General features: G+C 52.9%; 24 protein-coding genes, 1 tRNA gene and 2 pseudogenes. 17 read left to right on the top strand and 10 right to left on the bottom strand.

The features are described 5' to 3' along the window. Positions 1–59 precede the first annotated feature (59 nt). From ACA066_RS01435 to ACA066_RS01370, 14 genes and pseudogenes are all read left to right on the top strand, one after another. Positions 60–755 carry an ABC transporter permease gene (locus ACA066_RS01435; protein WP_214380217.1) on the top strand — a complete coding sequence of 232 codons (696 nt, stop codon included), beginning with the start codon at positions 60–62 and terminating at the stop codon, positions 753–755. Beyond that, positions 752–1,441 (top strand): ABC transporter permease, encoded by a 690-nt coding sequence (locus ACA066_RS01430; protein WP_214380216.1) that lies wholly within the window; start codon positions 752–754, stop codon positions 1,439–1,441. The genes ACA066_RS01435 and ACA066_RS01430 overlap by 4 nt, the downstream gene beginning before the upstream one ends. Then, positions 1,422–2,651, top strand: a complete 1,230-nt coding sequence (locus ACA066_RS01425; protein WP_497697835.1) for a methyltransferase — start codon at positions 1,422–1,424, stop codon at positions 2,649–2,651. Before ACA066_RS01430 ends, ACA066_RS01425 begins: the two co-directional genes overlap by 20 nt. Before the next feature lie 298 nt (positions 2,652–2,949). Continuing rightward, entirely contained in the window at positions 2,950–4,200 is a 1,251-nt protein-coding gene (locus tag ACA066_RS01420; protein ID WP_497697834.1) for a nucleoside deaminase, read from the top strand. A gap of 119 nt (positions 4,201–4,319) precedes the next feature. Then, positions 4,320–4,395, top strand: a tRNA-Thr gene (locus ACA066_RS01415). A 164-nt stretch (positions 4,396–4,559) separates the two neighbouring features. After that, on the top strand, positions 4,560–5,888 hold the full coding sequence (locus ACA066_RS01410) for a tyrosine-type recombinase/integrase (RefSeq protein WP_497697833.1): 1,329 nt from the start codon (positions 4,560–4,562) through the stop codon (positions 5,886–5,888). 906 nt (positions 5,889–6,794) lie between these two features. Further along, positions 6,795–7,775 (top strand): integrase domain-containing protein, encoded by a 981-nt coding sequence (locus tag ACA066_RS01405; protein WP_497697832.1) that lies wholly within the window; start codon positions 6,795–6,797, stop codon positions 7,773–7,775. After that, positions 7,772–8,047, top strand: coding sequence for a hypothetical protein (locus ACA066_RS01400; protein ID WP_448193577.1), 276 nt, complete (start codon positions 7,772–7,774; stop codon positions 8,045–8,047). Before ACA066_RS01405 ends, ACA066_RS01400 begins: the two co-directional genes overlap by 4 nt. Before the next feature lie 569 nt (positions 8,048–8,616). Then, positions 8,617–10,047, top strand: a pseudogene (locus ACA066_RS01395) (SIR2 family protein). 1 nt (position 10,048) lies between these two features. Continuing rightward, positions 10,049–10,531: a TIR domain-containing protein gene (locus ACA066_RS01390; RefSeq protein WP_497697831.1), complete on the top strand. Its 483-nt coding sequence runs from the start codon at positions 10,049–10,051 to the stop codon at positions 10,529–10,531. A gap of 99 nt (positions 10,532–10,630) precedes the next feature. Continuing rightward, positions 10,631–11,626, top strand: coding sequence for a hypothetical protein (locus ACA066_RS01385; RefSeq protein ID WP_497697830.1), 996 nt, complete (start codon positions 10,631–10,633; stop codon positions 11,624–11,626). Between the two features lie 649 nt (positions 11,627–12,275). Continuing rightward, a complete protein-coding gene (locus ACA066_RS01380; protein WP_448193581.1) occupies positions 12,276–13,040 on the top strand; it encodes an FRG domain-containing protein in 765 nt (254 codons plus the stop codon). Positions 13,041–13,043: 3 nt separating this feature from the next. Beyond that, positions 13,044–14,114 carry a DUF262 domain-containing protein gene (locus tag ACA066_RS01375; RefSeq protein ID WP_448193582.1) on the top strand — a complete coding sequence of 357 codons (1,071 nt, stop codon included), beginning with the start codon at positions 13,044–13,046 and terminating at the stop codon, positions 14,112–14,114. Positions 14,115–14,160: 46 nt separating this feature from the next. Continuing rightward, positions 14,161–14,574 carry a hypothetical protein gene (locus tag ACA066_RS01370; protein ID WP_497697829.1) on the top strand — a complete coding sequence of 138 codons (414 nt, stop codon included), beginning with the start codon at positions 14,161–14,163 and terminating at the stop codon, positions 14,572–14,574. 50 nt (positions 14,575–14,624) lie between these two features. Here ACA066_RS01370 and ACA066_RS01365 read toward each other — a convergent pair whose 3' ends face one another. Further along, entirely contained in the window at positions 14,625–15,467 is an 843-nt protein-coding gene (locus ACA066_RS01365) for a DUF6216 family protein (RefSeq protein WP_497697828.1), read from the bottom strand. 1,315 nt (positions 15,468–16,782) lie between these two features. On the opposite strand from ACA066_RS01365, the gene ACA066_RS01360 reads away from it, so the two are divergent. Beyond that, positions 16,783–17,148 carry a DUF6124 family protein gene (locus tag ACA066_RS01360; protein WP_497697827.1) on the top strand — a complete coding sequence of 122 codons (366 nt, stop codon included), beginning with the start codon at positions 16,783–16,785 and terminating at the stop codon, positions 17,146–17,148. Between the two features lie 111 nt (positions 17,149–17,259). On the opposite strand, the gene ACA066_RS01355 is transcribed toward ACA066_RS01360, so the two are convergent. From ACA066_RS01355 to ACA066_RS01335, 5 genes are all read right to left on the bottom strand, one after another. After that, entirely contained in the window at positions 17,260–17,970 is a 711-nt protein-coding gene (locus tag ACA066_RS01355; RefSeq protein ID WP_497697826.1) for an SDR family NAD(P)-dependent oxidoreductase, read from the bottom strand. A 43-nt stretch (positions 17,971–18,013) separates the two neighbouring features. Further along, complete coding sequence (locus tag ACA066_RS01350) at positions 18,014–18,670, bottom strand: DsbA family oxidoreductase (RefSeq protein ID WP_145314179.1); 657 nt, start codon at positions 18,668–18,670, stop codon at positions 18,014–18,016. Further along, the gene (locus ACA066_RS01345; protein WP_008025002.1) at positions 18,667–18,888 is read right to left on the bottom strand and encodes a tautomerase family protein; all 222 of its coding nucleotides are present in this window, start codon (positions 18,886–18,888) and stop codon (positions 18,667–18,669) included. Before ACA066_RS01345 ends, ACA066_RS01350 begins: the two co-directional genes overlap by 4 nt. A gap of 211 nt (positions 18,889–19,099) precedes the next feature. Next, complete coding sequence (locus ACA066_RS01340; protein ID WP_017335959.1) at positions 19,100–19,384, bottom strand: helix-turn-helix domain-containing protein; 285 nt, start codon at positions 19,382–19,384, stop codon at positions 19,100–19,102. Next, complete coding sequence (locus ACA066_RS01335; protein ID WP_046040827.1) at positions 19,374–19,691, bottom strand: hypothetical protein; 318 nt, start codon at positions 19,689–19,691, stop codon at positions 19,374–19,376. The genes ACA066_RS01340 and ACA066_RS01335 overlap by 11 nt, the downstream gene beginning before the upstream one ends. A gap of 428 nt (positions 19,692–20,119) precedes the next feature. Here ACA066_RS01335 and ACA066_RS01330 point away from each other — a divergent pair, with 428 nt between their 5' ends. Then, positions 20,120–20,401 (top strand): DUF3077 domain-containing protein, encoded by a 282-nt coding sequence (locus ACA066_RS01330; protein WP_497697825.1) that lies wholly within the window; start codon positions 20,120–20,122, stop codon positions 20,399–20,401. 52 nt (positions 20,402–20,453) lie between these two features. On the opposite strand, the pseudogene ACA066_RS01325 reads toward ACA066_RS01330, so the two are convergent. The 3 genes and pseudogenes from ACA066_RS01325 to ACA066_RS01315 form a co-directional block, all read right to left on the bottom strand. Further along, positions 20,454–20,888 (bottom strand): annotated as a pseudogene (locus ACA066_RS01325) (transposase); the annotation flags it as partial. Positions 20,889–21,163: 275 nt separating this feature from the next. After that, the gene (locus tag ACA066_RS01320) at positions 21,164–22,450 is read right to left on the bottom strand and encodes an OprD family porin (RefSeq protein ID WP_497697824.1); all 1,287 of its coding nucleotides are present in this window, start codon (positions 22,448–22,450) and stop codon (positions 21,164–21,166) included. Positions 22,451–22,692: 242 nt separating this feature from the next. Continuing rightward, positions 22,693–23,361, bottom strand: coding sequence for a DsbA family protein (locus ACA066_RS01315; protein WP_497697823.1), 669 nt, complete (start codon positions 23,359–23,361; stop codon positions 22,693–22,695). Between the two features lie 258 nt (positions 23,362–23,619). Here ACA066_RS01315 and ACA066_RS01310 point away from each other — a divergent pair, with 258 nt between their 5' ends. Then, positions 23,620–25,713 carry a TonB-dependent receptor gene (locus ACA066_RS01310; protein WP_497697822.1) on the top strand — a complete coding sequence of 698 codons (2,094 nt, stop codon included), beginning with the start codon at positions 23,620–23,622 and terminating at the stop codon, positions 25,711–25,713. 188 nt (positions 25,714–25,901) lie between these two features. Here ACA066_RS01310 and ACA066_RS01305 read toward each other — a convergent pair whose 3' ends face one another. After that, the gene (locus ACA066_RS01305; protein WP_497697821.1) at positions 25,902–26,114 is read right to left on the bottom strand and encodes a hypothetical protein; all 213 of its coding nucleotides are present in this window, start codon (positions 26,112–26,114) and stop codon (positions 25,902–25,904) included. Positions 26,115–26,280: the final 166 nt, after the last annotated feature.

Below are 26,280 nucleotides of genomic sequence, written 5' to 3'. Positions count from 1 at the left end.
CTCCGTTCGCTGACGGTGCCAGTCTCTGGCATTGCCTGCCGCGATTTGAAAAGAAATCCATGATTATCGACCTCTACGGATTCGGCCCGGCGCTCGCCGCTGGTGCGCTGATGACTGTGAAACTGGCACTCTCGGCCCTGTGTCTCGGGCTGGTGCTCGGTTTGCTCGGCGCCTTGGCCAAGACTTCCCCGTACAAGCCGCTGCAATGGCTTGGCGGCACTTATTCGACACTGGTTCGCGGTATCCCGGAATTGCTCTGGGTGCTGTTGATCTACTTCGGCACAGTCAACCTGATGCGTGCCCTTGGCGAGTTTTTCGGCAATCCCGACCTCGAACTCAATGCCTTCGCCGCCGGCGTGATTGCGCTGGGCCTGTGCTTTGGCGCCTACGCCACGGAAGTGTTTCGTGGTGCGATCCTCGCCATCCCCAAAGGTCACCGTGAAGCAGGCGTGGCGTTGGGCCTGTCGAAATTGCGCATCTTCACCCGATTGATCATGCCGCAGATGTGGCGCATCGCCCTGCCCGGCCTGGGCAACCTGTTCATGATCCTGATGAAAGACACCGCGCTGGTGTCGGTCATCGGCCTGGAAGAAATCATGCGTCACGCGCAAATCGGCGTGACCGTGTCCAAGCAGCCGTTCACGTTCTATATGGTGGCCGCGTTCATGTACCTGGGCCTGACGATTCTCGCCATGACCGGCATGCACTTCATGGAAAAACGCGCCGCTCGCGGCTTCGCGAGGAGCACCCAATGAACTGGGAAGTCATCATCAAGTGGCTGCCGAAACTGGCGCAGGGCGCGACGCTGACCCTGGAGTTGGTGGCCATTGCCGTGATTGCCGGTCTGTTGCTGGCGATTCCGCTGGGCATCGCGCGCTCGTCGCGCCTGTGGTGGGTGCGCGCATTCCCCTACGGCTACATCTTCTTTTTCCGTGGCACGCCGTTGCTGGTTCAGCTGTTTTTGGTCTATTACGGCCTGGCGCAGTTCGATGCGATCCGTAACAGCTCGATGTGGCCATACCTGCGCAATCCGTTCTGGTGCGCCACGGCGACCATGACGCTGCACACGGCGGCCTACATCGCCGAGATTCTGCGTGGCGCGATCCAGGCGATTCCACCGGGCGAGATCGAAGCGGCACGGGCGCTGGGGATGTCCCGGGCCAAGGCGCTGTTCTACATCATCCTGCCTCGTGCTGCGCGTATCGGCCTGCCGGCCTACAGCAACGAAGTGATCCTGATGCTCAAGGCCAGTGCCCTGGCCAGCACCGTGACCCTGCTGGAACTGACCGGCATGGCCCGCACCATCATTGCCCGGACTTATCTGCCGGTGGAGATCTTCTTCGCCGCAGGCATGTTCTATCTGCTGATGGCTTACGTGCTGGTTCGCGGCTTCAAGCTGCTGGAGCGCTGGTTGCGCGTCGATGCCTGCCAGGGGCGTTGATTCCCGCGTGTTGACGGGCGAAGACTTGCTCGCCCGTTTCACGGCGCTGGATGCTTTTCTGATTGAGCATCAGGCGTTGTGGAAGCCTCGACCGTTTAATCATCTGCAGCTTCCTTGGGAAACGTCCTACCCGGAGTTGGCTTTATGGCTACGCGGGCGGTCGCTGGAAGATGCGGAAAACAGTCATAACCAACCTTGTCTGCTGGATGCGCCGGAACCGTTTGCTTCGTTGGCGGCGTCAGCCCTCGAGCTGGGTTCTGTGGCCGAGCTGCCGGCTCATGCGCTCGAAGCGGCCGGGCATCGCTTGAATGTCGATGTGCCGGGGCGCAAGTGGCAGCAGATCGAAGCGTTTGCCAGTCGGTTGTCGTTTGCTGTGCCACCCAAGCATTGGCTGGATTGGTGCTCTGGCAAGGGCCACTTGGGGCGGCGGTTGCTGCAACCCGGTCAATTGCTCACTTGTCTTGAGCACGATCCAGCACTGGTCCTCAGTGGCCAGGCGCTTAGCCAGCGTCATCAATTGCATGCGCTGCATGTCGAGCAGGATGTACTTGCGCCTGGCGCCGCCTCTTTGTTGAGCGCCGATCACACACCTGTCGCACTGCACGCCTGTGGCGATCTGCATGTGCGACTGATCCAGCTTGCCAGCGCCGCCGGGTGCAAACAAATGGCGGTTGCGCCGTGTTGCTACAACCGGATCAGTCTTCCTGCGTACCAGCCAGTTTCCTCTGTCGGTGTGCGCTCCGACCTACAGCTGTCACTCGATGATCTTTCACTCCCGATGAGCGAAACCGTCACCGCCGGTGCCCGTGTCCGACGTCAGCGCGATACGTCCATGGCCCGGCGCCTGGCGTTCGACCTGCTGCAACGGCAGCTGCGTGGCGTTGATGAATACCTGCCCACGCCGTCCCTGCCCAGCGCCTGGCTGGACAGATCCTTCGCCGATTACTGCCATTATTTGGCCGCACTTAAAGAGTTATCCACAATCGGTCCGCAAGACTGGTCAGCTATCGAAGCCGCCGGTTGGCAGCGACTGGCAGAAGTACGCAATCTGGAACTGTTGCGCGGACTTTTCCGACGCCCGTTGGAGCTTTGGCTGAACCTTGATCGAGCACTTTTCCTAACCGAGCAGGGTTATACCGTTCGACTCGGCACCTTTTGTGAAACCCCACTCACGCCGCGTAATTTCCTGTTGCTGGCGGAACGCGCCTAAACAGCCACAGCCTGTGGATAACTCTGTTGATGAAATATCGTGGATCCAATATCTGCGCCTGTTTCAAGGCTGAAACTAAACTGTTCAATTTTCGTACACATGAATAAAAAACCGGAAAAACAGGCATTTGCGAGAAAATGAGAATGGATCCACATTTTCGATCATAACCGCGTGCGTCGGACTCCCCGTTGTGCATAAGCATTAAGCCAAAAGAACATAAACGACCTGGAGATCCTCAACTATCTTTGCCAAGCGTCAGAATTCTCTGACGTCAGGGACAGCAAGGAGCTGGGAAAAAATGAGCACATTGAACAGTGCGCAGGAAGCCGTCGATACCGTCGCCAACGAAGCCATTTACGCTGCACTGCAGCAAACCTTCGCCGTGGGCGGCGCCATCATCAACAACGCAACGGGCGAGGTCATCGCCGCATTGCACAACAACGTGCTGATGCCTTTTCCCGGCAGTGGCACCACCTACTTTCTACCCCACGACCCGACCGCCCACGGCGAGCGACAGTTGGTGGACTGGTACTACGAGAACGTTGCACCACTGAACCTGCCACCGCCCAACCAATTGACCGTCGTCACCACGCTGGACCCGTGCGCCATGTGCGCCGGTTCGCTGCTGACCGCAGGATTCAACGTCGCCGTCAGTGCGATCGATGACTACGCAGGCATCAACTACAACAGCCAGTTCACCTTTCCGTCGCTGCCACCGCAAATCCGCCAGCAAGCGCAGGACACTTGGGGCTATTACGCCATTGCAGCGCCGGTCAGCCGCGCCTATCAGGGCTCGAACAGTCCTGTTTTTGCCAACCAAACGATCGATTCGGCAGCGTACTTCCTCTGCAGTTCGATCTTCTCCGCCAGCGTGAACACCGTGCGCGAGGCCAGCAACAACAGCGGTCTGCCACCGGATCAATTAAAAAACCCGGCCACCCTGCCGGCCAACAGCAAAGTGCGCCAGGCACTCACGGCGCTCAGCCCGTTCGCACTGACCGTGCAATCGGCCAACCCGCGTGACCCCGGCGCAGAACTCGCCCCGCCGCTGCTGAAAACTGCACAACCCAACCCGAAAACTCCGGTATTCAACTCGGTAGCGCTCATCGATCCGTTCGGTAATTTGTTGGTGTGTCTGGGCGGCGCCGAGAAGGAGTCGCCGATTCGTACAGCGTTCATGGAAACCACACGCAGCTATGCGGTCATGCGCTGGACCCTGATGAACGACCCCGACCCGGCCGTACGCGCCGAAGCCGCGCAATACCTGACGCATCCGAAATACGGCACTTTCGTCTTCCTCTACGCCCCAGACCCAACAACGCCGCAAGCCGTGATGACCTTCGGTGCGTACGGTTCGACCATGGAAGGCCCTGTGCCGCAGAGCTATCCGTCCAATCTGCAATACGTGTTGCTGCCGGGCAATACCACCCCGCAAGCCTTGTCGACACTGGCCCAGAACCTGCCGCCGTTCTACACCCAAAGCGTGCAAGTGGCGCCCGCGCAAGTGCTGAGTCAGGACTTGATCAACGCCGTTAAAAACGGCGTGTAATGCTTCACCGGCCAGCCCCGCAGAACCGTCCGCGGGGCTGGTCGGACACCCGCGCAAAAATAGTCTGAATTCAGGGGTTTACAGAACCAATCCAATCGCTATAATCGTCGCCCTAACACGCCGGTATAGCTCAGTTGGTAGAGCAACTGACTTGTAATCAGTAGGTCCCGGGTTCGACTCCTGGTGCCGGCACCACATTAGGCTCCATTGCATTCCACCGAATGCTCTGGAAGCCCCGAAAACCCGCCCTTTGGCGGGTTTTTTCGTTCCAGGACCCTCTGTCGGGATCCAACAAAATCCCCCTTCCCCGAGGGTATGTTAGGGGTATTGCGATTTCCCGGTCAGGAGCGCGTACCCCTATGCCACGTCTAGCGATCCCCCTCAGCGACCTGCAATGCCGCACGGCCAAAACCCGCGAACGCGCCTACAAACTGTTCGACGGCGGCGGCATGTACCTTTTCGTCAAACCCAATGGCGTGAAGACCTGGCGCTTGAAGTACACCAAGCCCAGCGGCAAGGAAGGTACGCTCATCATCGGCAATTACCCCATCGTTACCCTTTCCGTCGCACGACGTAAGCGAGACGAAGCCAAGGCGTTGCTGCTAGACAACCTCGACCCAATGGAAGAAAAGAAGAAGGCCAGGATCGTAGCCCAGCGGGCGGCACTGCTTTTCGAAACCGTTGCCCTGGAGTGGCACGCTGATATGTCCCGCCGCTGGACCGAAGGCCACGCAAAAACCGTAATGAGCCGACTGCGCACCCACGTCTTCCCGCTGATCGGCCAACGCCCCATCGCTGAACTCGATACCCATGACCTGCTAGAGATCACCCAGCGCATCAAGGAACGCGGCACCATGGATGTGGCGTTAAGGGTACAGAACTACTTATCCACCATCATGCGCGGGGCCAAAAGGGCTCGGCAGATCACCATGAATCCTGCACTGGATCTGGCAGGCTCGATTCACGCGCCGCGCACAGTCCATCGCCCGGCCCTATCCCTCAACCGCCTACCCGAACTGCTACACCGTATCGACAACTACAACGGCCGCGAGCTGACGCGCCTTGCCGTCCTGCTCACGCTGCATGTATTCGTCCGCTCCAGCGAACTGCGCTTCGCGCGATGGAGTGAGTTCGACCTCCAACGCGCCATGTGGGAAATCCCCGATACACGCGCACCGATTGAAGGGGTACGCAACTCCACACGTGGGACCAAAATGAACGGCGACATTCAAATGGTCCCGCTCTCGCCGCAGGTCATCGAAATACTGGAGCGCCTGCGCAGCCTCAGTCGCTTTTCAGAGTTGGTGCTACCGGGCGACCACAAGTACTGGAAGCCCATGTCCGAGAACACGGTTAACACCATGCTCCGCAACGTCGGCTATGACACCAGCAAGGACGTGTGCGGCCACGGCTTCAGGACCATGGCCTGTAGCGCCCTGCTGGAGTCCGGGTTATGGACCGACGCAGCCATCGAAAGACAAATGAGCCACAAGGAACGCAACCGCGTGCGCGCCGCTTATATCCACAAGGCCGAATTCCTCGAACAGCGTCGGCTAATCATGGCGTGCTGGAGCAACTACATCGACGCCAACCGCCATGGGCATGTGACGCCCCACGAATTCGCTCACCCGGTCGGCGACAACATTACCGCCCTACAAAATAGCCGTGGCGCATCCAAACGTGGGTAAGCCAAAGAGATCACCGCAGTCCGCCCTTCCACGCGGGTCCATCCAAGCGGGGCTGCAAAGCCGCCCTGCTTGGATGGACCTCATTTAAAAAATCTAAAGCCCACGCAAACTGTCTGTGGAAAACCACAGATTTCCACCGGTGGATAGTTTCATCCACAGCCGAAGAACGCCCGAAAATACGGGCCTTGACCCGAATTATCCACAGGCGTAGAAAAGATCGGGCAAAGCGCTGTCGTTGACAGCAACCCAGGTAGCCAGGACCTTTAAGGCTACGCCACACCGTGGTGGTTCTCCCAAAGTGCGATTAGCGTCCGGCGGCTCGCACGGTCACTCACCGAGTGATGGATGCCTACTTCAGATCATTGCCATTGCGGCAAATACATCCCCCTCCCCAGCTGCCCTGCAGCAATCTATCCGCTTGGCCATTTCATTGCGCCAACCTGCGCCCGTCTCTTTCTTCCGGAAAGAGACGGGCGCTCCTACCACTGCTGCAGCCCACCTCGTACCAGGCTTTGCGGCATTCCCCCTCGTGACAATCGGCGCGACAAACACCGATGTCACCAGCAACAGCGATGCCGATGATGGTGCCGCAGCCCACGGAATGGACTGCACCTGACTGACAGTCAGGTATGCCCCGGTCGTCGCTTCACTGCCTTCACCTGACTCAGGATCTCGCGGCGCTGGTCTCGTCAGCCAATGCAGCCTCCACCCGCCCACTTCCTCGGAAGTGATCAGGAGGCCAGATCATGAGATGCCCAAGCTCCCGGTCGTAAGGAGCCGCCAGTCCCGCGTTAGTGGACAACCCTCACAGGTCGCAGGGGCCTTGATCCCTGATAACACTCAAGATTCTTGGCGGGATGACGTGGGGGAAGGTTTTAAGAGTTTGGCTTCGAGAGGAATGTGATCATGGCGTTGGTCGGTAGACGGGATGGGCGCAATTTTGGCTATGGTCGGCAGCTGAGCTATGCCGGGCCGCAAGCGCTAAAAGATCTGTTTGGCGGCGGGCATTACGGCACGGTGAAGGCGCACGGTGATCGCTGGCAGGCGTTTGTGCGCTGGTGTCGGTCGGAGGATGGCCCGGGGTTTAACGATGCTCGGCAGATTGATCGGCAAACCTTGCTGGACTACGCCGGATATCTGCGTCACCAAGTTGAACAAGGCGAACTTGCCATCGCGACCGCGCAAAATCGGTTGTCCAGTGTGAACCGAACCATAGCCGCGCTTCGCGGTGATCAGTATGTAAAAGTGCCGAGTCCGAGCAAGGCGCTGGGAATGCGGCGCACCAGTGTTCGTCGTTCAGTGCCGCAAGGCCAAGACCGCGAACAGGTGAAGCGGATCGTAGAGGTGCTTTGCGAAAACCAGCAGCCGCGCGCCGCGGCCATCGCTCAGTTAGCGCGAGTCACCGGTATGCGCTTGCGCGAGGCGATATTGGCCGACCTTCCCCGTCTAAAACGTGAAGCTAAGCAATTCGGCAAGATCAACATCCAGGACGGCACCAAAGGTGGCCGTTCAGGCGCTTCAGCACCTCGCTGGATTACGGTAGATAATCATATTGTCGACGCACTGAAGTTTGCCGAACAGGTTTTGCTCGACGGTAGCTGCAACCTGCTTGCACCGAACGAAAGCTACCTCGATTTTGTGCAGGGAATCGTCCGTCCCGCACGGGACATCATCCATAAGCACGACCTCAAAGGCTTCCACGAATTGCGGGCAGCCTATGCGTGCGAACGCTATGAAAAAATCACCCACTACCCCGCACCCATCAACGGTGGCCATTGCTATCAACTCGACCGACGCCTAGATCAGGAGGCCCGAGTACAAATCAGCTATGAGCTGGGGCACGGCCGTATCGACGTGGTATCGACTTATATCGGTGGTCGAACATGAGCAAGCCATTCGATATGGAGCTGTTCCTGGAGGGCGTCCTGACTGGGTCTCACACCACGCGCCAACGCCACCTTCGTCAGGCGAAGACTATCCAAACAGCAATAGCTGAGCGCTGGCAACGCGACAATCCATGGACTTGGCAGAGAAAACACCTTGAGTGGTTTTTGAATCACCACCTAAACCAGCGCACTGAATCGACGCGCTATTACTACTTGCTGACCATGCAATTACTCACTCATCGCCTAGGAAAATCCTGGCAGCTCATCCGCTAAGCGAAGGTCAGAAAACGGCAAAGGCAGAGGGCTAAGAATAGATCTGCCCTTTTCTTCGTCCCCTTTTCTTCCAAAAATAGATCTGAGAATCATCTGGCCGGCCTCCCCACCTCCTTGTGGTGGAAGAGGCTGGCCAGATGATTCTCAGAGTACGTTTTCTTCGTCTTACAATTTGAGGTAGATCATTTGCCTTTCTTTAGTCTAGGTACCTATTCGAGCAGCCTAGACGCGGATAGCATAGTGCCACCTACTGGCTTGCTGCTGGTTGCGACAAGGACGTCAATGTGTACATTTCTACCGCTTCCCAGTCTTCGGAAAATTTTTTTGTCTGCCATGCAGAACAACGCATAGAACCGCGGAAGCCTCAACTTACTGTTGATTTTTTTTCAGTTAGAAAAACGCCAATAAAACTTAGCCCGATAAGTTTAACCATATTTAACACCAACACTAACACTATTAGTGCGCAAAATATTAAAACCCCACACACCCAAACACATCACACAAAAGATTGTCGAGTCAGCGCTGTGATGAAAATTTAAACCCAGTCAACTTTCAACAACGAGAACAACATGGCTTTCGACCACGAAATTGAGGCCTTCATAAAAGAGTTTGTGAAGGATATTGCCGAAAAGAACGTTGCGATCTTTGCTGGCGCAGGGATGTCAAAAAGTTCAGGTTATGTAGATTGGAAAGAACTACTAAGGGACATCGCAGACGAACTTGGTTTAAAAATTGATGATGAACACGACTTAATTTCACTTGCGCAATACCATGTAAATCACCGAGCCAGCAAGGCAGGAATAACAAAAAAAATCCTTGAGGAATTTTCCGAACAAGCTGAAAGCTCGATTAACCATAAAATACTCGCAAGACTTCCAATACCTACATATTGGACAACAAATTATGACACATTGATCGAAGACAGCCTTAAAGAAGCACTTAAAGTTGTTGATATAAAGCATGAAATAGACCAGTTAGCGAACACTAAACCTAAACGAGATGTTGTCGTTTACAAGATGCATGGAGATGCAAGCTCTCCATCCAAGGCAATAATTGCAAAGGAGCAGTATGAAGAATACTACAAGACACATGAACAGTTCATCACAGCTCTGAGCGGTGATTTAATATCAAAGACATTTCTTTTTATCGGCTTCAGCTTCACCGATCCAAACTTAGACTATGTTTTAAGCAGGCTTCGTACCAGCAGCAACAAACAACATTACTGCTTCATGAAACGTGAAAGTCGACTCAGCAATGACTGCGACGAAGCATTTAAATACAAAACCCGAAAACAAGAACTTAAAATAAACGACCTGAAAAGATACAAAATTCAGACGGTACTCGTAGACGAATACGAAACCATAACAGAGATACTTAAAGAGATAGAAATACGTTTCAGAAAGAAAACTATATTCATATCAGGAAGTGCCGAAGAATATGGCGATTGGCAAAGATCTGAAGCGCAATCTTTTATTCACGAACTAAGCAAAAAGCTCATCATCACTAACTTACGAATTGTAAATGGTTTTGGATGGGGAGTCGGGAGCGCAGTAATAAACGGTGCGCTTGAGGCAATCTACTCTGCCCCTTAAAAATTCTCAGAAGACCAATTGATTGTTAGGCCTTTCCCACAATTTGAGACTAACAACAAGAATCTCGCAGACCTATGGGAAGATTATCGCCAAAGAATGATCGCGCTTTCGGGGATCGCACTCTTCATTTTCGGAAATAAAAAAAATGATAACGGCACTATCATTCCAGCAAATGGCGTAATGCGAGAGTTTGAGATTGCGGTTGGTAATGGCGTCATCCCGATCCCTATCGGAGCAACAGGATATATGGCAAAGATCATAACTTCACAACTTGAAGAAAATCCGACCAAGTATTTCGGAACCAACACTTGGATTTATCCGTTAATAAAGGAACTAAACGACGAAAAACTTACACAACATGAAATAATCAAAAAAACCATTAACATCATCCAACGCTTAGGAAAATAAAATGGCTAAGACCAAAGTTTTTTATAGTTTTCACTTTGACAATGACGTAATGAGAACCCAACTAGTGCGTAACATTGGCGCATTAGAAAGCAATCAGCCTGTAGAAGCCAACGATTGGGAGACTGTTAAAAAGAAAGGAGACAAAGCTATTGAAGATTGGATCGATAGCAAAATGAAAGACTGTGACTGCGTGGTTGTTCTAGTGGGCGAAAAAACTTCTGAACGGCCTTGGGTCAAGCACGAGATCAAAAAAGCATGGAATGACAGAAAAGGTTTGCTCGCGATACATGTAAACGATCTCAAGGACCCTAACGACGGCGTTGGTAAAAAAGGAAAAAACCCTCTCGATCATTTTACATACAAACGGAATGGTGTATCCAAAATACCTCCTTGTATCACCCCAAAAGCTTCAGATGCTTATAACGATATTAAAAATAACATAGAAAGTTGGATTTCAGATGCAATCAAGGTCAGTAAAGGCTGAATCATAGGTGACAACGCGGGAATAGGGGTTAGACCACGTTTTCAGTTAAATAACGAAAATCGTGGTCTGACCCCGTTTTTTTAAACTGAGCTTTTATGGATGTTAATTTTGAACTTAGAGTCAATGAACGATGGGATTGAAGATTTTATTGGATTCTACGATGAGAAAGGCTTTTGGGTTGAGGAATGGATTGATTTTGATGACCAAGTCGAACGTAAAAAACTTCGAGGTATAATTCCGGAACCCGTCATCTGGCATCACACGGGAAAATTCTCTGCGGCTGTATGTATTGATGGAATGATGCTCCTTCGAATGACAGAACTTGCCAAAACAAGACCGCCAATGAGTGATCCAGACCAAATAAATCAGGCCGTTCAATGGTGGGACGAGCATATGGATTATGCAAATGTAATGCAATTATTTATAGAGTCAGAGTCTATAAAATGCCTCGACTCCGGTGAAATTTCTTTTTCCGCAGTTTCAATTGCAAACACTTGTCGAGTAGGGTTCAGGGGAGGCATACCTGTACGAAAAAGCCATTCAAATAATATATCTCTAATGGCAGCAAGATGTACATCTTTAGTAATGGATGGGGCACACGTGCCCCATCACGACATTGGAACATGGTCGAATTTCACCAAAGTTAAAAAAGCCACCATAAGCGCTGCCCTACAACAATTTGAGAAAGCCGTTGATGATCCTGTATTGATTAAACGTCTTGCGTTCATCGCTAGGGCCAAATCTGCATATCAAAATCACGATTTTAGAGGTTCATTTACAATGCTTTGGTTTGTGATCGAGTCCGTAGCTAAAGAGCTATGGCTACTAAAAGTAAAAGGTAAAAAAGCCAAAAAACCTACAATATATGAAATCCTGATTGACCTAGAGAAGGACAGTATCATTAGCTCTGCTCAATACGGAGCTATAGATGATCTCCGAGATCGTGTACGAAATGTGCTGATGCACCAGCCCGTCACAGCCGTCTGCCTGCCTGATGATTGCTTTAAGGCTGCTGATTCAGCGATGCAGTTGCTGAGAAACAAGGTAACCACACCGGATATCACTCTTAAATGGAATTTCGGAGTCCAGTTTTAATTGTCTAGAGTGGCCTCTACAGCGACCTCCAGCACGCGGGGCTTGTGTTTACCGGGTCATACGCTGCTTTGGATAATTTACGCGCAGGCCGACAATGTGCTAACGCCATATAAATTCCGGATTCGATTTTATTTTTAGTTACTAACTGGGTGCGCCAAATTTTCTACCGAATTCCAGGTCCGCTGAAAACCTAGCTTCATAGAAAGATACCGTTCGTCTGGTACCGCACCATACAAAACGAAGCCCTCGCAGAGATGCGAGGGCTTTGCTGTTTCTGGGGTTTGGTAGGGTTGGAGTTGTCGCACATGGGCCTTGTCTTGATTGCGCTTGCTACGCGGCTTACCCATAGCCCTCCTGACTCGCTTGCTGCGTTCCCTGACCTTGTTCGTTAACGAGTCAAACGACTTGGTATAGATTTGTGGGATTCCTCAGAGCCCGTCCCCTTTCCTCTCCCGCGCAGGGAAGCCCTACAAGACCCAAAGCTGATAGTAGGCGCCCGACAATCTACGAAAAACCCAAGTTGTCGTAGACGGGGTAATGGCGTTTTGTATACTCTTGGCTCAGAGTGATAACACAATTCCGAGTGAAAATTTTTACTAGCACACACTAAGTGTGACTTTTTTGAAAGTAGCCCATCAATGGATGATATATGGTTCGAATAGAAGTTATAAGCAATTTAACAGAGTTCCTCAATCATATAGAAATTTCAATTGAGCAAAATCCAGGGCCTCGATGGTTTCGTGGAGCAGGGGACTACTCTCACGGACTTTCCCCATCACTATTTCGACATCCTGATGTAAAGAATGGAAGCATAGATCCGATAGAGCTAGAGGGACGAGTTATAGCTAGACTAAAACAAACCAGTCCGCCTTTTTTGAGCGCGCCTCCGGTCACACCACTTGACTGGATGTTCATGGCCCAACATTTTGGTGTACCAACCAGGTTGCTTGACTGGTCTGAAAATCCTTTTATTGCATTATATTTTGCACTATCGAGCTCCAAAGGAAATAATACCCCATGTGTTTGGCTATTAGATCCTTTACAGTGGACGAAACAAGCGCTGAACAATGTAAACCTACCTCGCATACCCGATCCAGCAGACAATGCAACTGTTAGATTTATTGAGAGCTTAACTGACGACCTCGCACCAAGGACCGACCCGATTGCGATTTATTCAAATCATACGAATCCACGAATAGTCGCTCAACGTGGGACTTTTACACTATTCGGACGGGGACTTACTGCGATGGAAAACATAACCTACGCAAAGAGCTGCATTACCTGCCTAATCGTAGCCGACCAAGTAAAACAAGAGCTATTTAAAAAAATACTATCTATAGGCTATACTCATTCGGTCATATATCCCGATTTATCGGGCTTAGGATCTGAAATCAAAACCAGCTTTGGATTTTAACTAATGAGCAAGCCTATGTTCGTTGTTCGCCCTTTTCAAGCAACTACTCTTTCATGGTGGCATTCAGAGCGAGACCAACTAGATCTATCTCCGCCATACCAACGCAGCCCCGGTGTTTGGTCTTCAACAGACAAAGCCTATTTGATTGACTCAATCATAAACGGATACGATATACCAAAATTTTATATTGCCGACTTCAGCTACGTTAGCAGCAATTTAAATATAACCGGAAAGCCTTATGCAGTTATCGACGGACGGCAACGTTTTGAAGCGATATTTGACTTTCTAGATGGAAAACTTAAGCTAAATAAAAACATGGTTTATCTAGGTGATGAGCCTGTAGATATTTCAGGAATGGATTATTTCAAGCTTAAAGAAAAGCATTCAAAAATCGCACAGAGAGTGGAAAACTTTAACATTACCGTCATGTCGGTGATTACGAACCGAGAAGATATGATTAATGAGTTATTTGTACGCCTCAACCGCAACAAGCCATTAACTGGCGCCGAAGTCAGAAGCGCAATGACTGGAGAGGTTCCTAGGTTAATACGTGAAATTTCACAGACTAATTTTCTGACTAAATCTATTGCATTCTCTAACACTCGAAAACAAAGCGAAAACGTTGCAGCAAAACTTCTATTAATTGAGCATCGCGGCGGCTTTGTAGAAACTAAAAAAATAAACCTAGATCGTTTTGCATTGGAAGCTGCATTGACCGAAACGGAATTTTCGCTCAGTGCAGAAAGAGTCAAATCAAGCCTGACCGATGCCTTTCATATATTCAAAGAAAACGATCCTCTCCTGAAAAGTTCTGGAGTCATCCCCGTTTATTATTGGCTAACGCGCAATATAGGAATAGTTAACCTTCGCGATCAAATTCTCAGTTTTGAAACTTTCAGAAATGCCAGCAAAAATCATCCCGCTGTTGTTGCATACAACAATGCAAGTCGAAGCACGAATGACCCCTTAAGCTATAAGCTTCGATACGAAATATTAAAGTCTTACATAACAAATGACGGAAACAGTCTCAAACTGGAGCAGGATATCCCAGGAATTTTAAATTTAGCGAGCTAGAGCTTTAGTTAGACACCAACATATTAAAGCCATAGAAAAAGAGGACATGTTTATTTTTCACGGTTGCAGCCATAGAAACATCAAGCTTACCTTCATCCCGTCGCTGCCAAATCAGCGACCGGGACTGATAACCCGGCAAGATGCAGGCGCAACAGCGCCCCAACCACGATTGCAGGCGCCTTTTTATGCCGCAATTTCGTGCAATGGCGACTGTGTGTGGGAGACCTTCGGGCCTGTCGGGTTCCTGTATCTCCGGTTTATCAACCTGCGCACAGCTGCCACCCCTTCGCCTGATAACGAACGTGGTAGCTTTCACTTTGATATGAGAGTTTTATCCATCCAAAAATCTGCATTTCCATTCAGCACGCCATGGCCATTCACCTCCCCGGAGGTGCCCAATCCCCAAGACCTCAAAACCATCGACCTCACGCCTGTCTCCATCCACTCGGACCAAGACTAATTCGGGGACAGGACATGGTTCCTGGCTCAGGAAAATATATAAACGATAAATCAATCGTGGTCTGTCCCTGATTTTTCGGAAGCCTCATAAAACGGTGCTAGTGTTTTACGAAGTTTGCTCGCCATCTGAGCTTGAGCAAATGAGCGCAGGAGAACGAATGAAATAAACGTCAACACAGCCAGGAAATATCCAGCAATAATCCTTTGTTCCATCAAAGAGTTTTTGACTTTTTCGAGGTTGCTTGGGGAAAGCGTTTCACAGATGACGTTTACATCGTCTCTAGTTAGCCCCTTAAGAGGAAGTTTTTGACAGTCATTTTGATTGACTGAAAATTCTGGGACGTTTCGGTCAAAGATGGAGTTTGTCGCTATAGAGCCGTTCGTCCAGAAAACTACTTTCGACTCCTTGATGGTCAATAGTACGCTTTCATTACCCAGCATGTAAGCAGTGCCAGCAGCGAGCCCTCCCAATGGAATCAATAAGACTATTACCAAGATTCTTATCGTTTTCAACCATGGATTTCCGAATACCCATGGCAGCTCGCGAATCCAGCCGCGAGCAAAAGACAAGTCTTTGATATTGATATTGTGATCTCTCATCCATTGTATCGTGGTCAGAAGCACTTTCATCGAAGAAAAGTTAATACCAGTACGAAACCTGAAACCTTCAACATCACGTACATCAGCCCAATATTCCTTCAGCGTCGAATTTTGTATTTCGCCACCACCGATGATTCGCCAAACTCTGTCATATAGGAAGTGTGCGGATCGAGCACGAGAGATAGCCCATATTATCAACAAGCAAATGATTGTGGTGGTAATCCATGGATTGATATCCTTGAGACTACCTACGACACTATCGAGTAGTTGTGTTTGGTTATCCGACTCAGCCATTTAAAATAATTTCCTTATAGAGATAAAAAGCTTTCCAAGTCAAGCTGATCGCTGAGCTTGCCACTAGATTTTGCGAAGCAAGACTCTAAAGATGCCGTAGGTCGTTTGCAACATCTAACATCACTGCTACTCGTTAGCGATTTATCGCAGGGGTGACGTAAGGCCGCTAAGGAAAATCAAGGAGCCGATCACAGGAGCATTGGTCAACACCATCGCTTGGCTTACCGATAAATCAAAACTTTGTAGAGTGCCGGGTAGTGTCCCGAACGTGGTCGTGCGACAGATCATACGCCACCTATGTTTAACCATTAACTAGCTTATGCCCCTTCCCCCCTCATCAGCCTCCATTGGAAGCATCAATCTGTCTGGAATGAACATTGCCTTAGCTTTCCGATTCGCACCGCGTCACTACTGCCGAATGATCTGTTAAAACAGCACGAGAATCGACAGGACTGCGATGATCGCCCCCACGTGTGCCGTGTGAGCCTCATTGCCGAAGGTGCCGAATACTACGAGCGAGTGGCGCCGCTCCAATAAATCCCGGATTCGATTCCACTGCAAGCCATAACTAGCTGATTTATTTATAGTTACTAGTTGGGGTACGCCAAGTTTTCCACCGAGTTCCAGCTCCGCAGAAAACCTAGCCTCGCGCCAATCTACCGTTCGTCTGGTGCCGCACCATACAAAACAAAGCCCTCGTAGAAATACGAGGGCTTTGTTGTTTCTGGGGGTTGAGACGGGCACACGTCAAATCGTAAAAACGTCCACACTTCAAATTTTCAGCGCGCAAAAAAAGCTCGACTATCCCTCTCGGTATTGGGTATGTCATCGCACACGACGCGTCTGCGCAGCTATGTGATACCCCAGAAAATCCGAGCGGCACGCATTAAAAATCGTCGGAGATTTCCTCGTTACTCGATGGAAATGCTCCCTTGAAAGTCTTGTACGTCAGATGTATGGCTTGCTTGGCGATGCTTGTTTAAAAGCGTTACGCGTCACTTCCTGAAAGCTACAAAACCTTGCGGCATTGCCTACGATTACTCCAGAATCCGCCGACTTGTGCCGCTATTGCCCGGGCTCTATCGTTGACCTGCCACTGCTCATCAGTGGTCGGGCTTAGCGGCTCGCGGTATTTCGTTTGCACGTGCATCCATCCCATAGGTGTTCTCCAGACCTGCGGTTCGATGGTGGCTGTACGCAGGGCGCCTTCGGGCGCACCGGCTTTGCGAAGTTCCCCGGTCCGCTAACCTGCGTGCAGCTGCCACCCTTTTCTCTTAGCGGTGGAAAGGGTTGGCACCCAATGTGGAACTTTGATATGCCTAAAATAACTCCTAATCCTCCGGGTGCAGACAACAACACATCCGCCCACGACAACCCCAAAACCGAAACGCTCGACGAAGCCACCCAGCGTGACGACGATGAGTATCGAGCCTCCATCGCCGACATCAAAGCCACCCCGCGCACGCCTTCCACGAGGTTCATCGTCAACCCTGAACTCGATGTTCAAGAACTACTGGGCTTTTCAAGCGAGGCGCTGGCGTCTGCCTGCGTGATGATCATGGATCATGCAGACCGAGAGACGGGGACAAGTCGCAACACCCTGCTAGGTTTCCACCTGATCATGTCCTCGATAGAAATCTCGGTGAATCGTGCACTGGACCGCCTCGACCCAATTGACTAGAACGCGGCACATAACAGAACCACAGAACGGCGTTGGATTCATGTTCGACTATTCAAGACAAAGCCCTCATAAGAGGGCTTTGTTGTTTCTGCGGTTTGGAAAAACCAGATCTTAGTGACCCGCGCTCTGCCCACCATCCACATGCAAGATTTCGCCGGTGACAAAGTTGGCGCTGTCCAGGTACACAACTGCCTGCGCGATGTCGCTGACTTCGCCCATGTGCCCGACCGGGTGCAGAGCGCCCAACGCTGCGTGGGTTTCTTCGCCGTGCATCGGGGTTTTGATGATGCCAGGCGAAACCGCGTTCACCCGAATCCCGCGCTTGGCGTACTCGATGGCCAGGGATTTGGTCGCCGCATTCAGGCCACCTTTGGTCAGCGAAGCCAGTACCGATGGCACGCCGTCGATAGCGTGATCGACCAGGCTGGTGGTGATGTTGACGACGTGGCCGCTGCCGTTCTTTTCCATCTCGGTGATCGCGAGTTGGGTGATGTAGAAGAAGCCGTTCAGGTTCACCGACAGCACATTGGCGTAGTCTTCAGCGGTGTACTGGGTGAACGGTTTGGCGACGAAGATACCGGCGTTGTTGACCAGGGTGTCGATGCGGCCGAAACGTGCGATCGCTTCACGGATCACTTGTTGAGCGACTTCAGGGTTGCCGATGTCGCCGGCCACGGTGAGGATGTCCGGGTCGGTGGATGGCTTGATCGAACGCGAAGTGGCGACAACTTTGTAATCCAGATCACGGAACGCTTTGACCATGCCTGCGCCGAGACCTTGGGAGGCGCCAGTGATAACGATGACTTTTTTCGAATTGCTCATGATGAACCTCTACTAATAAATGATGGTTTTAAAAAGTAATGAATCAGGCTTCGGCGGGTTCCTTCGCCATTTGTCTCAACATCTGTTCGTAGTACTCGACCGACTGTGAACCGGACACCAGGTGACGACCGTTAAGCACCATGGCCGGAACCGAGTTGATGCCGCGCTGTTGGTAAAACGCTTCCAGTTCACGCACTTCTTTGGCGAACGCGCCGGACGCCAACACTTCTTGAGCCGCTGCCGCGTCCAGCCCCGCTTCTGCTGCCAAACGAACCAGCGTCTCGCGATCGCTCGGGTTCTGGCCGTCAGTGAAGTAACCGCGCAGGAGGATCTTTTTCAGTGCGACCTGCCGCCCTTCCTGCAACGCCCACAACAGCAACCGATGCGCATCAAACGTGTTGTAGAAGTGGCTGCGCTTCTCCAGATCGAAGGTGAAACCGATGGCCTCACCGCGAGCGATCTGCATTGCCTTACCAGCGGCGACGTCCTCGGCAGTGCGGCCGTATTTGCGCATCAAGTGCTCGACGGCTTTCTCGCCTTCCGGCGGCATGTTCGGGTTCAACTCGAAGGGCTTGTAGGTCAGCTCCACCGAGACTTCACCAGCCACGTTCGCGATCGCTTGCTCTAACGCCGTCGCGCCCAATGCACACCAAGGGCACACCACGTCGGAAATGAAATCGATGGAGACCGATGCAGTCACGACTTGCCCTCCTTTTCAGCCAGTTGCTTGCGGTACTGGGTGGTGGTGATGCCGGCGTAACCCCAGTTATCGGTGTCGACCTCTTCGATCACGATGTGGGTCAGGTGCGGGTCTTTCTTCAGGACGCGCTCCAGTGTTTCAGTGATTTCAGCGATCACCTGAGCTTTCTGCTCAGAGGTAACGCCATCGCGGGTAATGCGTACGCTTACAAAAGGCATGAGGAAGATCTCCAGTGACCTGCTCATCGGGATGATGGGTAGGTGTTGGAGTTCAATGTAGGAGTTTGGGGGGTGGGGATAAAGGTGGGGGCGGGAACATCATTAGTTACGCGGTGTAATGACTAGCTCGAGATATACGCTGAAAAAATGGAACAGTAATCTTTAAATGGCCAGATTAGTTACGTGCAACAAATCTGGCCTTTCACTAATCCTAGACTGCTTGCAGGTCACGCAAAGCCTCAGGATGCTGACTCGCAACACGCAGCAGCGTTTGCGCCGCTCCCGTCGGTTGCCGACGCCCTTGCTCCCAATCCTGCAACGTCCGCAAACTGACTCCAATCAGCTTAGCGAACGCACTTTGAGAAATACCCACCTTGGCACGTGCTTCAGCAGCCGCTGACAGCGGCACCTCTGTCACACGAGCCGCTTTGCCGGCTTTCATTTGACGCACAGAGTCCAGCAAGTCTTGCTGGAATTGCTCCAGTTCATTGACCATTGCTGATTTCCTCCTTCAGTTGCTTAAGGAAGGCTGCGGGTAAATTGTCGAATTTCGCCTTGGTGTAGGCGATCAGCAACCAAATAGAGCCTTCTGAAAGCGTGTTGTAGTAAATGACACGTGTACCACCTCGTTTGCCCATCCCGCTACGGGACCAACGAACCTTGCGCAGACCGCCGCTGCCAGGAACCACATCGCCGGCCAATGGGTTAGCCGCCAGCCAGGTAATGAATTCATGACGTTCGCCATCGTCCCAGATGGATTCAGCGTAACGCTTGAAAATTTCGGTTTCGATAATCGTGAACATGAGCCTGACTATACGGCTTTGCCGTATAGATGAGCAATGCACGTTTGTCTGTTCGATCTTATGACGTAGGCACTACCCAGTAGCAGTCCGTCTCCGAAAACCAATGAGCTCTGCTACTGAGTCCCACACTAGAGCCTTCCCCATTCAATCTTTGAAATTATGAAAATTATGGCTCAGCAATAATTATTGCCCAGCCATAAAAATCACTAAAACTTCAAACCACGCCACCACCTAGCCACGATTGCGCGGCCTCCCGTCGCAAGCTACCTTGAAATCGTTGCTGCCAATTCAGCGACCGAGCCTGAGAACTCGAATTCGATGTAGGAACCAATCGGAGTTCTCCTTATGCATGCCCGCAATCCAATCAAAATTCTCGCTACTGCTACACCGGGTCACGCCCTCCACCGCCGAAAAATCGGAGGTGCCCAATGACCAATCCCCAAGACCTGGAAACCATCGGCCTCACCCCATTTTCCTACCACGCCAATCAACCGCTGTTCCGAATCAACCGGGGTGTCCCGGTTATCCAAGCCCTCTACCACGCCTCAGATCTGCTCCACATCGCAAAATTGCTGGCATCAGACGCCGCCATGATTCGCGACTCTGACCGACATGCCTGGGCGTCGTATTTCTTGCAGGATATGAGTAAGGCGATCATCGATGATGTGGCGAAGGTGCTTGATGCGCCGGGTAACAATTGCAGCCAGTGACGTTCTCTAAATCGCACGAATGAAAAAGCCCCGAATTAATCGGCAATGCTGTTCACTTAAGCGGAGCAGCGTTGCGATCCACGGGATATCGGGTTTTTGACATCTTCACCGCCCTGGGCCTCGCCGGTCTGGGGCGTTTTGTTATGAACAGCACGCCGATACTGCCGCGCAACTCCTCCAGTCTTCTGGGGGTATGCGATGGCGAGACTGCGCCGGCCATCACCACGAGATGGCTCGCGATGTGCTGACAGGCAAACTTGAAGCTCACTTCGCTGGGCGACCTTTTATGGGCAACCGCTGCTTGGCTGGCTTCCCGACGAACCACATTGTAAGCCAGTAAAAGCCCCCATAACTCTTGATGCACCAAGGCGACCGTCTTGCTGCGAAGCGTCAAGGCGTTGTCCTGCATCGAGCATTTGATGTCTCTGAAACCCAGCTCGATTTCCCATCGTTCGTGATAAAGCGTTGCGACTTGCTCGGCGCTGAATCATAGCCTTATCCGCCAGCGTGGCTGCGGCTTCGATCCACTCCAAAGGAATATGGTCGGTAAGCACATCAAGGCGTGACAGAGGTCGGTCGGCCAGCTCAAGAACAGCGCTTAAATCCTGGGTTATGGGCATAAAAAATCCGGAGTCCTTATCAGACTCCGGATTTTCCTGCTGCTCGTGGATTAGTCAACGATCCTTAAGTGAACAGCATTGCGAACCAGTCGGGGCTTTTCCTTCTCAGCCTTGAATCAGGCTTCAATACTGCAACCGATCATCAGAAAATGTTGATCGGGTAATCCACGAACACCCGTACTTCGTTGCCGCTGACGTTGTACTCGCTGGATTTCTGCGCCACGCGCAGGATCGAGCTGCGCAGTTTTACGCTCAGGTCTTTGGCCGGGCCGCTTTGCACGACGTACTTGAACTGGTTGAAGATTTCGCGCTCGGTGCCGCCTTCGCTGGTGGAGGTGGTGATGTTGTCGCCGCGCACGTAGGCCACGTTGTAGCTCAGGCCTGGGACACCGAAAGTGCTGAAGTCCAGGCCGTAACCCACCTGCCAGCTGCGTTCGTCTTCGGCGTTGAAGTCGGACCAGTAGGAGTTCGCCAGGTAGATGGTGTTGCCGCCATCGCCGACGCGACCTTGATCTTTCTGGTAGCCGCCGTAGGCGTAGCCCAGGTTGCTGTCGCCGGTGCTGCGCTGGTGCGCGACGGTGAACGAGTGTGGGCCGGTGGCGAAAGTCGCTGCCAGGCTCCAGATCTTGTTGTCGTCACCGGTCGCACCGCTTTCGCGGATGTAGGCATTATCCAGTTTGGTGCGGTAGCCGTTGAAGTCGAGGGTCAAGGACTGATCCTTGTCGATCGGGAACACGTAGTTGGCGTTCACGTATTGCTTCTTCAACACGTCTTCAACGTCAGACGCGTACACCGCAGCCTTGAACTGTTCGGTGAACTGGTAGCTGCCACCCAACACGTTGATCGACTTCAGACCACCGCTGTCACGGCCTTCCGCGCTTTTGCGCGATTCGGCGGTGAAGCGACCGGCGTTCAGCTCCAGGCCTTTGATCTCCTTGGAGGTGATCAAAGTGCCGGTGTAGCTTTCCGGCAGCAGGCGCACGTTGTCGTAGCTCAGCACCGGCAGGGCCGGCATCTGGTCGCCGTAAGTCAACGTGGTGCTGGAGACACGGAACTTGACCGCCGCGCCGCCTTTGGACAGGTCATCAGCCGCGTTGCCGCTGTCGCCCTTTTTGAAGAAGTCGATACCTTGTGCGCCGGTGCGACCCTTGCCGCCATCCAGACGCAGCGCGTACAGACCGAACGCGTCCACACCCACACCGACGGTGCCTTGGGTGAAACCGGACGAGAACGTACCGATGGCCGCCTGGCCCCACTCGGCTTTGTCCGGTCGGCCGTCTTTGTAGTCACGATTGATGTAGGCATTGCGCAGCAGTACTTTGAGGCTGCTGTCTTCAACAAAACCCTTGGATTCGGCCTGGTCGTTAGCCATGGCCTGTGTCGCGCTCAACATCCCCAGAGCGATCAGGCTGATTCGCTTGTTCAACATTTTGTTCTTTTCCTTATTACGGGTTGATACGCGCTGCGTCGAACGGCTGAAACGGCGCTATCGCACTCTTTTTTCACCCCGAAACAAAAAGGCCCGCCCACGAAAAATCGCGGCGGGCCTTTTTATTATTTTTGAGTCATGGCGGTTGGCCACAGGCGTTGGGGCGAATCCTAGTCGCGCCCTGAACACTGTGTCAATTTCATGAATCGTCTGTGAATAGGCGAAAATCGTCTAAGAAATTTTTAATCGCAGCCGTTGAGCCCACAGGCTTGAAGCCCGGATGCAGCGGCTTGTGCGGGAAGTGACTGACTCAGCCAGGCCGCAAAGGCTTGCGGCTTGCCGAGCCACGGCCCGATGTCGACCAGCGTGAACTGGCCATCCTGCTCCAGTGCGAAGGTCGGGAAACCATGACCACCGACGTTGGCCAGCAGGTCGCGACTGGCCTTGATGTGGCGATCGGTGTCGGCGTTTTTGAACGCGGTCTGGAAGCCTTCAGGTTCCAGGCCGATGTCGCGGGCGAGTTCAAACAACACCGCTTCATCTGCAATGCGCCGACCTTCCACGTAATGCGCGCTCTGCAAATCCCCCAGCAACGCCAGTCCACGGCCAGCGATCTGCTCGGCCGCGAGCACGGCGGCAATCGGCGGCGCGGAATCGAACACCGCCGTCTCATCGCGCAGCAAACCTTCGAAGTAGGCTTCGCCGAATGGCTGAGCGGTGTACTCGGCGATACGCCGGTCGTGAGGCATCACGTAGTTACGCAAGTGCGGCGAGACGTTCTTACGGTTGGCGCCGGTCATCATGCCGCCGCCATGGGCAATCACCGGCAGAACTGCCTGGGCAGCTTGCACCAAGGGTTTTGCGCCGTAGCACCAGCCGCACAACGGGTCGTAAATGTAGTGAAGGATCATGGGAGGCTCCGGCGAAGGGGTAGGAAGTTCGATGCCGGCAGGTTAGTCCTCCTTCTATTTCTGAAAAACGCCGGAATAGCTTTCAGTCTGTTACATGAATCGGTCGAATGCCTCCAACGGCTCTTGTAACAACTACGACACAAATTGAAACAATCAAAACGAGGAACTTTTCAGGAATAATTCACGAAAGTAAATAGCAAGCATTATCATTCGCGCCCTACACGCTACACCCTCAAAACCCTACGGACGCGTCCTTCAATGCCTGCCCCTTTTCGCCTTACTCCCTTTAGTCTTGGCCTCTCCGCTTTGCTGTCGGCCGGTTTTTCCTATGCCGCGCCTACAACATTGCCAGAAACCTCCATCAGCGCCGAAGCGGAAGCCGACGACCCACGCGTAAAGGAAACCAGCACCGCAACCCGTACCGCTACACCCGTGCGCTACGTGCCACAAGCCATCGACTCGATAAAAACCTCGAACGTCGTCGATTACGGCACTAACGATCTGGGCACAGCCCTGAGCGGCATTCCCAACGTCAGCAGCGGCGCCGATACCCGCTTCGACAGCCTGCGCATCCGCGGTTTCGACGCCAGTAACGATTTCTATCTGGATGGCATTCGCGACGACAGTCAGTACGTGCGCGACCTGCACAACATCGAACGCATCGAAGTCCTCAAGGGCCCGGCGGCGGTGTTGTACGGCCGTGGCAGCCAGGGCGGGATCGTCAACCGGGTCAGCAAGTTGCCGGAGTTCGGGCGGCGCTCTTCCATTGAAGCCCAAGGCGGCAGCAACGACCTGCGCAGCCTTTACGCGGACCTGAGCACCGACCCCAGCGAGAACATCAGCCTGCGTCTGAACATGGGCAACATGGACCAGAACAGCTTTCGCGATGGCGTCAGCGGCAATCGCCAGTTGTTTGCGCCGTCGATGAGCTGGCAACTGACACCCGACCTGAACTGGTTGGTGCAGTACGAATACAGCCGCTACAACCGTACGCCGGATCGCGGTATTCCCGGTGTAAACGGACGCCCGGCCGACGTCGGACGGGATACGACCTACGGCAGCGATCACGATTTCATCGACGATAAGTCGCAATCCCTGCGCTCGAAACTCAGCTACGACATCAACGAAGACTGGCAACTGCGCCAGACGCTGGGGGTGTTCAAGCTCAACAGCGATTTCGACAACACCTACCTCACCGGCTACACACCGGCGACCAACCGGGTCACGCGTCAGCACTGGCAACAGGATCTGACCACTCGCAACGTCTACAACAACATTGAGCTGGAAGGTGGTTTCGATACGTTCGGCCTTGAGCATCGCCTGCTGACCGGCGTCGAAATCGGCAGTCAACGCCGTGATCCGAAGCTTTACACCGCGGCCACTACCGGGCCTGGCCGCCAGGCCGTGCCGTCGCTGGATCTGTATAACCCGGATCGGGATTTGCGCCACACCGGGCGCATGCAAGTGTCCAGCGACAACCACACCGAAGTCGAAAGCCGTGCGGTGTACGTGCAGGATCAGCTACGCCTGAATGATCAATGGCAATTGCTGGCCGGCCTGCGCTACGACACCTTCGACATCGAGTCGACCAACAAGCTGCGCAACATCTCCGAAGACCGCGACAGCCACAGCACCAGCCCGCGTGTAGGACTGGTCTGGACGCCACTGCAGAATCATTCGTTCTACGCCTCCTGGACCAAGACGTTTTCGCCGGTCGGCGGCGGTTTGATCGGCATTACCCCGGGCGCTGCCGGCAATACCAACGACCTGAGCCCCGAGCTGACCAAGCAGAAAGAAATCGGCGTGAAGAGCGATTGGCTCGACGATCGCCTGAGCACCACGCTGGCGATCTACGAACTGGAACTCTACAACCGTCGCACCAGCGACCCGCTCAACCCGACCATAACCTTGCTTTCCGGTAAGCAACGTTCACGCGGGATCGAGCTGACTGGCACCGGCAAGATTGCCGGCAACTGGTATGTGCGCGGTGGCGTGGGTGTGCAAGACGCGACTGTCGAGAAGGACAACAACGGTTTTGAAGGCAAGCGCATCAGCAACGTGGCCAAGCACAACGGCAGTCTGTTCCTGACCTGGAAGCCGGAAATGGGCTGGTACGCCGAAACCGGTCTGACCCTGGTGGGCGACCGCTATGCGGATAACCTCAACACCACCGTTTTGCCGGGTTATGGCCGCTGGGATGCATTGGTCGGGTTCCGTCAGAAGGACTGGGATTTGCGCGCGGCGCTGAACAACATCAGCGATAAAACCTATTACTCGTCGGCCACCAGCGCGGCGCAGATTCAACCGGGTGAGCCGCGCAGCCTGGTGGTCACTGGCACCTACAGCTTCTAACCACACCAAACCCTGTGGGAGCGAGCCTGCTCGCGATGTGGCCATAACATCCAACATCTCTGTTGACTGTCAGGCCGCCATCGCGAGCAGGCTCGCTCCCACACTAATCTCCACGAACACAAAACCATCACCCATAAAAAAGCGCCACCTTCCGGGCAGCGCTTTTATCAATCCGTTGTTGTTCTTTTTTATCCTTCCATCACATCCCACAACGCATCCAGCTCCGCTTCGCTGAATAAACCAGCAGGGTAACGCTCGATCATCATCCGGCGCGGATCAGGTTCCCTGATCTGACGCGTTCCATTGGACTTCAACCAGTGCGCCAGGATCTGGAGCGATTCGCTGTTTACTGCCAGGGGATGCAGTGCCCGATCGCTCACTACGTTCATTTCGGCGTTCATTTCCGCGCTCTCTCCTGGTTTGTGAGCGGCTAACTTATCCAAGGTTTATGACAGAACATCGAAGTTCTCCCCTCCCTGTTTCTCGTCAGGAGAGATACAAGAGCTGTGCCAATGTGTCGGGACGGTCGACCAGCGGATACAAAAAAAGCCCGCAGTCCTGATGGGC

The sequence above is a fragment of the Pseudomonas sp. LBUM1651 genome, from assembly GCF_059716135.1.
The sequence above is the reverse complement of the archived record's forward strand: the minus strand, read 5'-3'. Positions and strand labels throughout refer to the sequence as shown.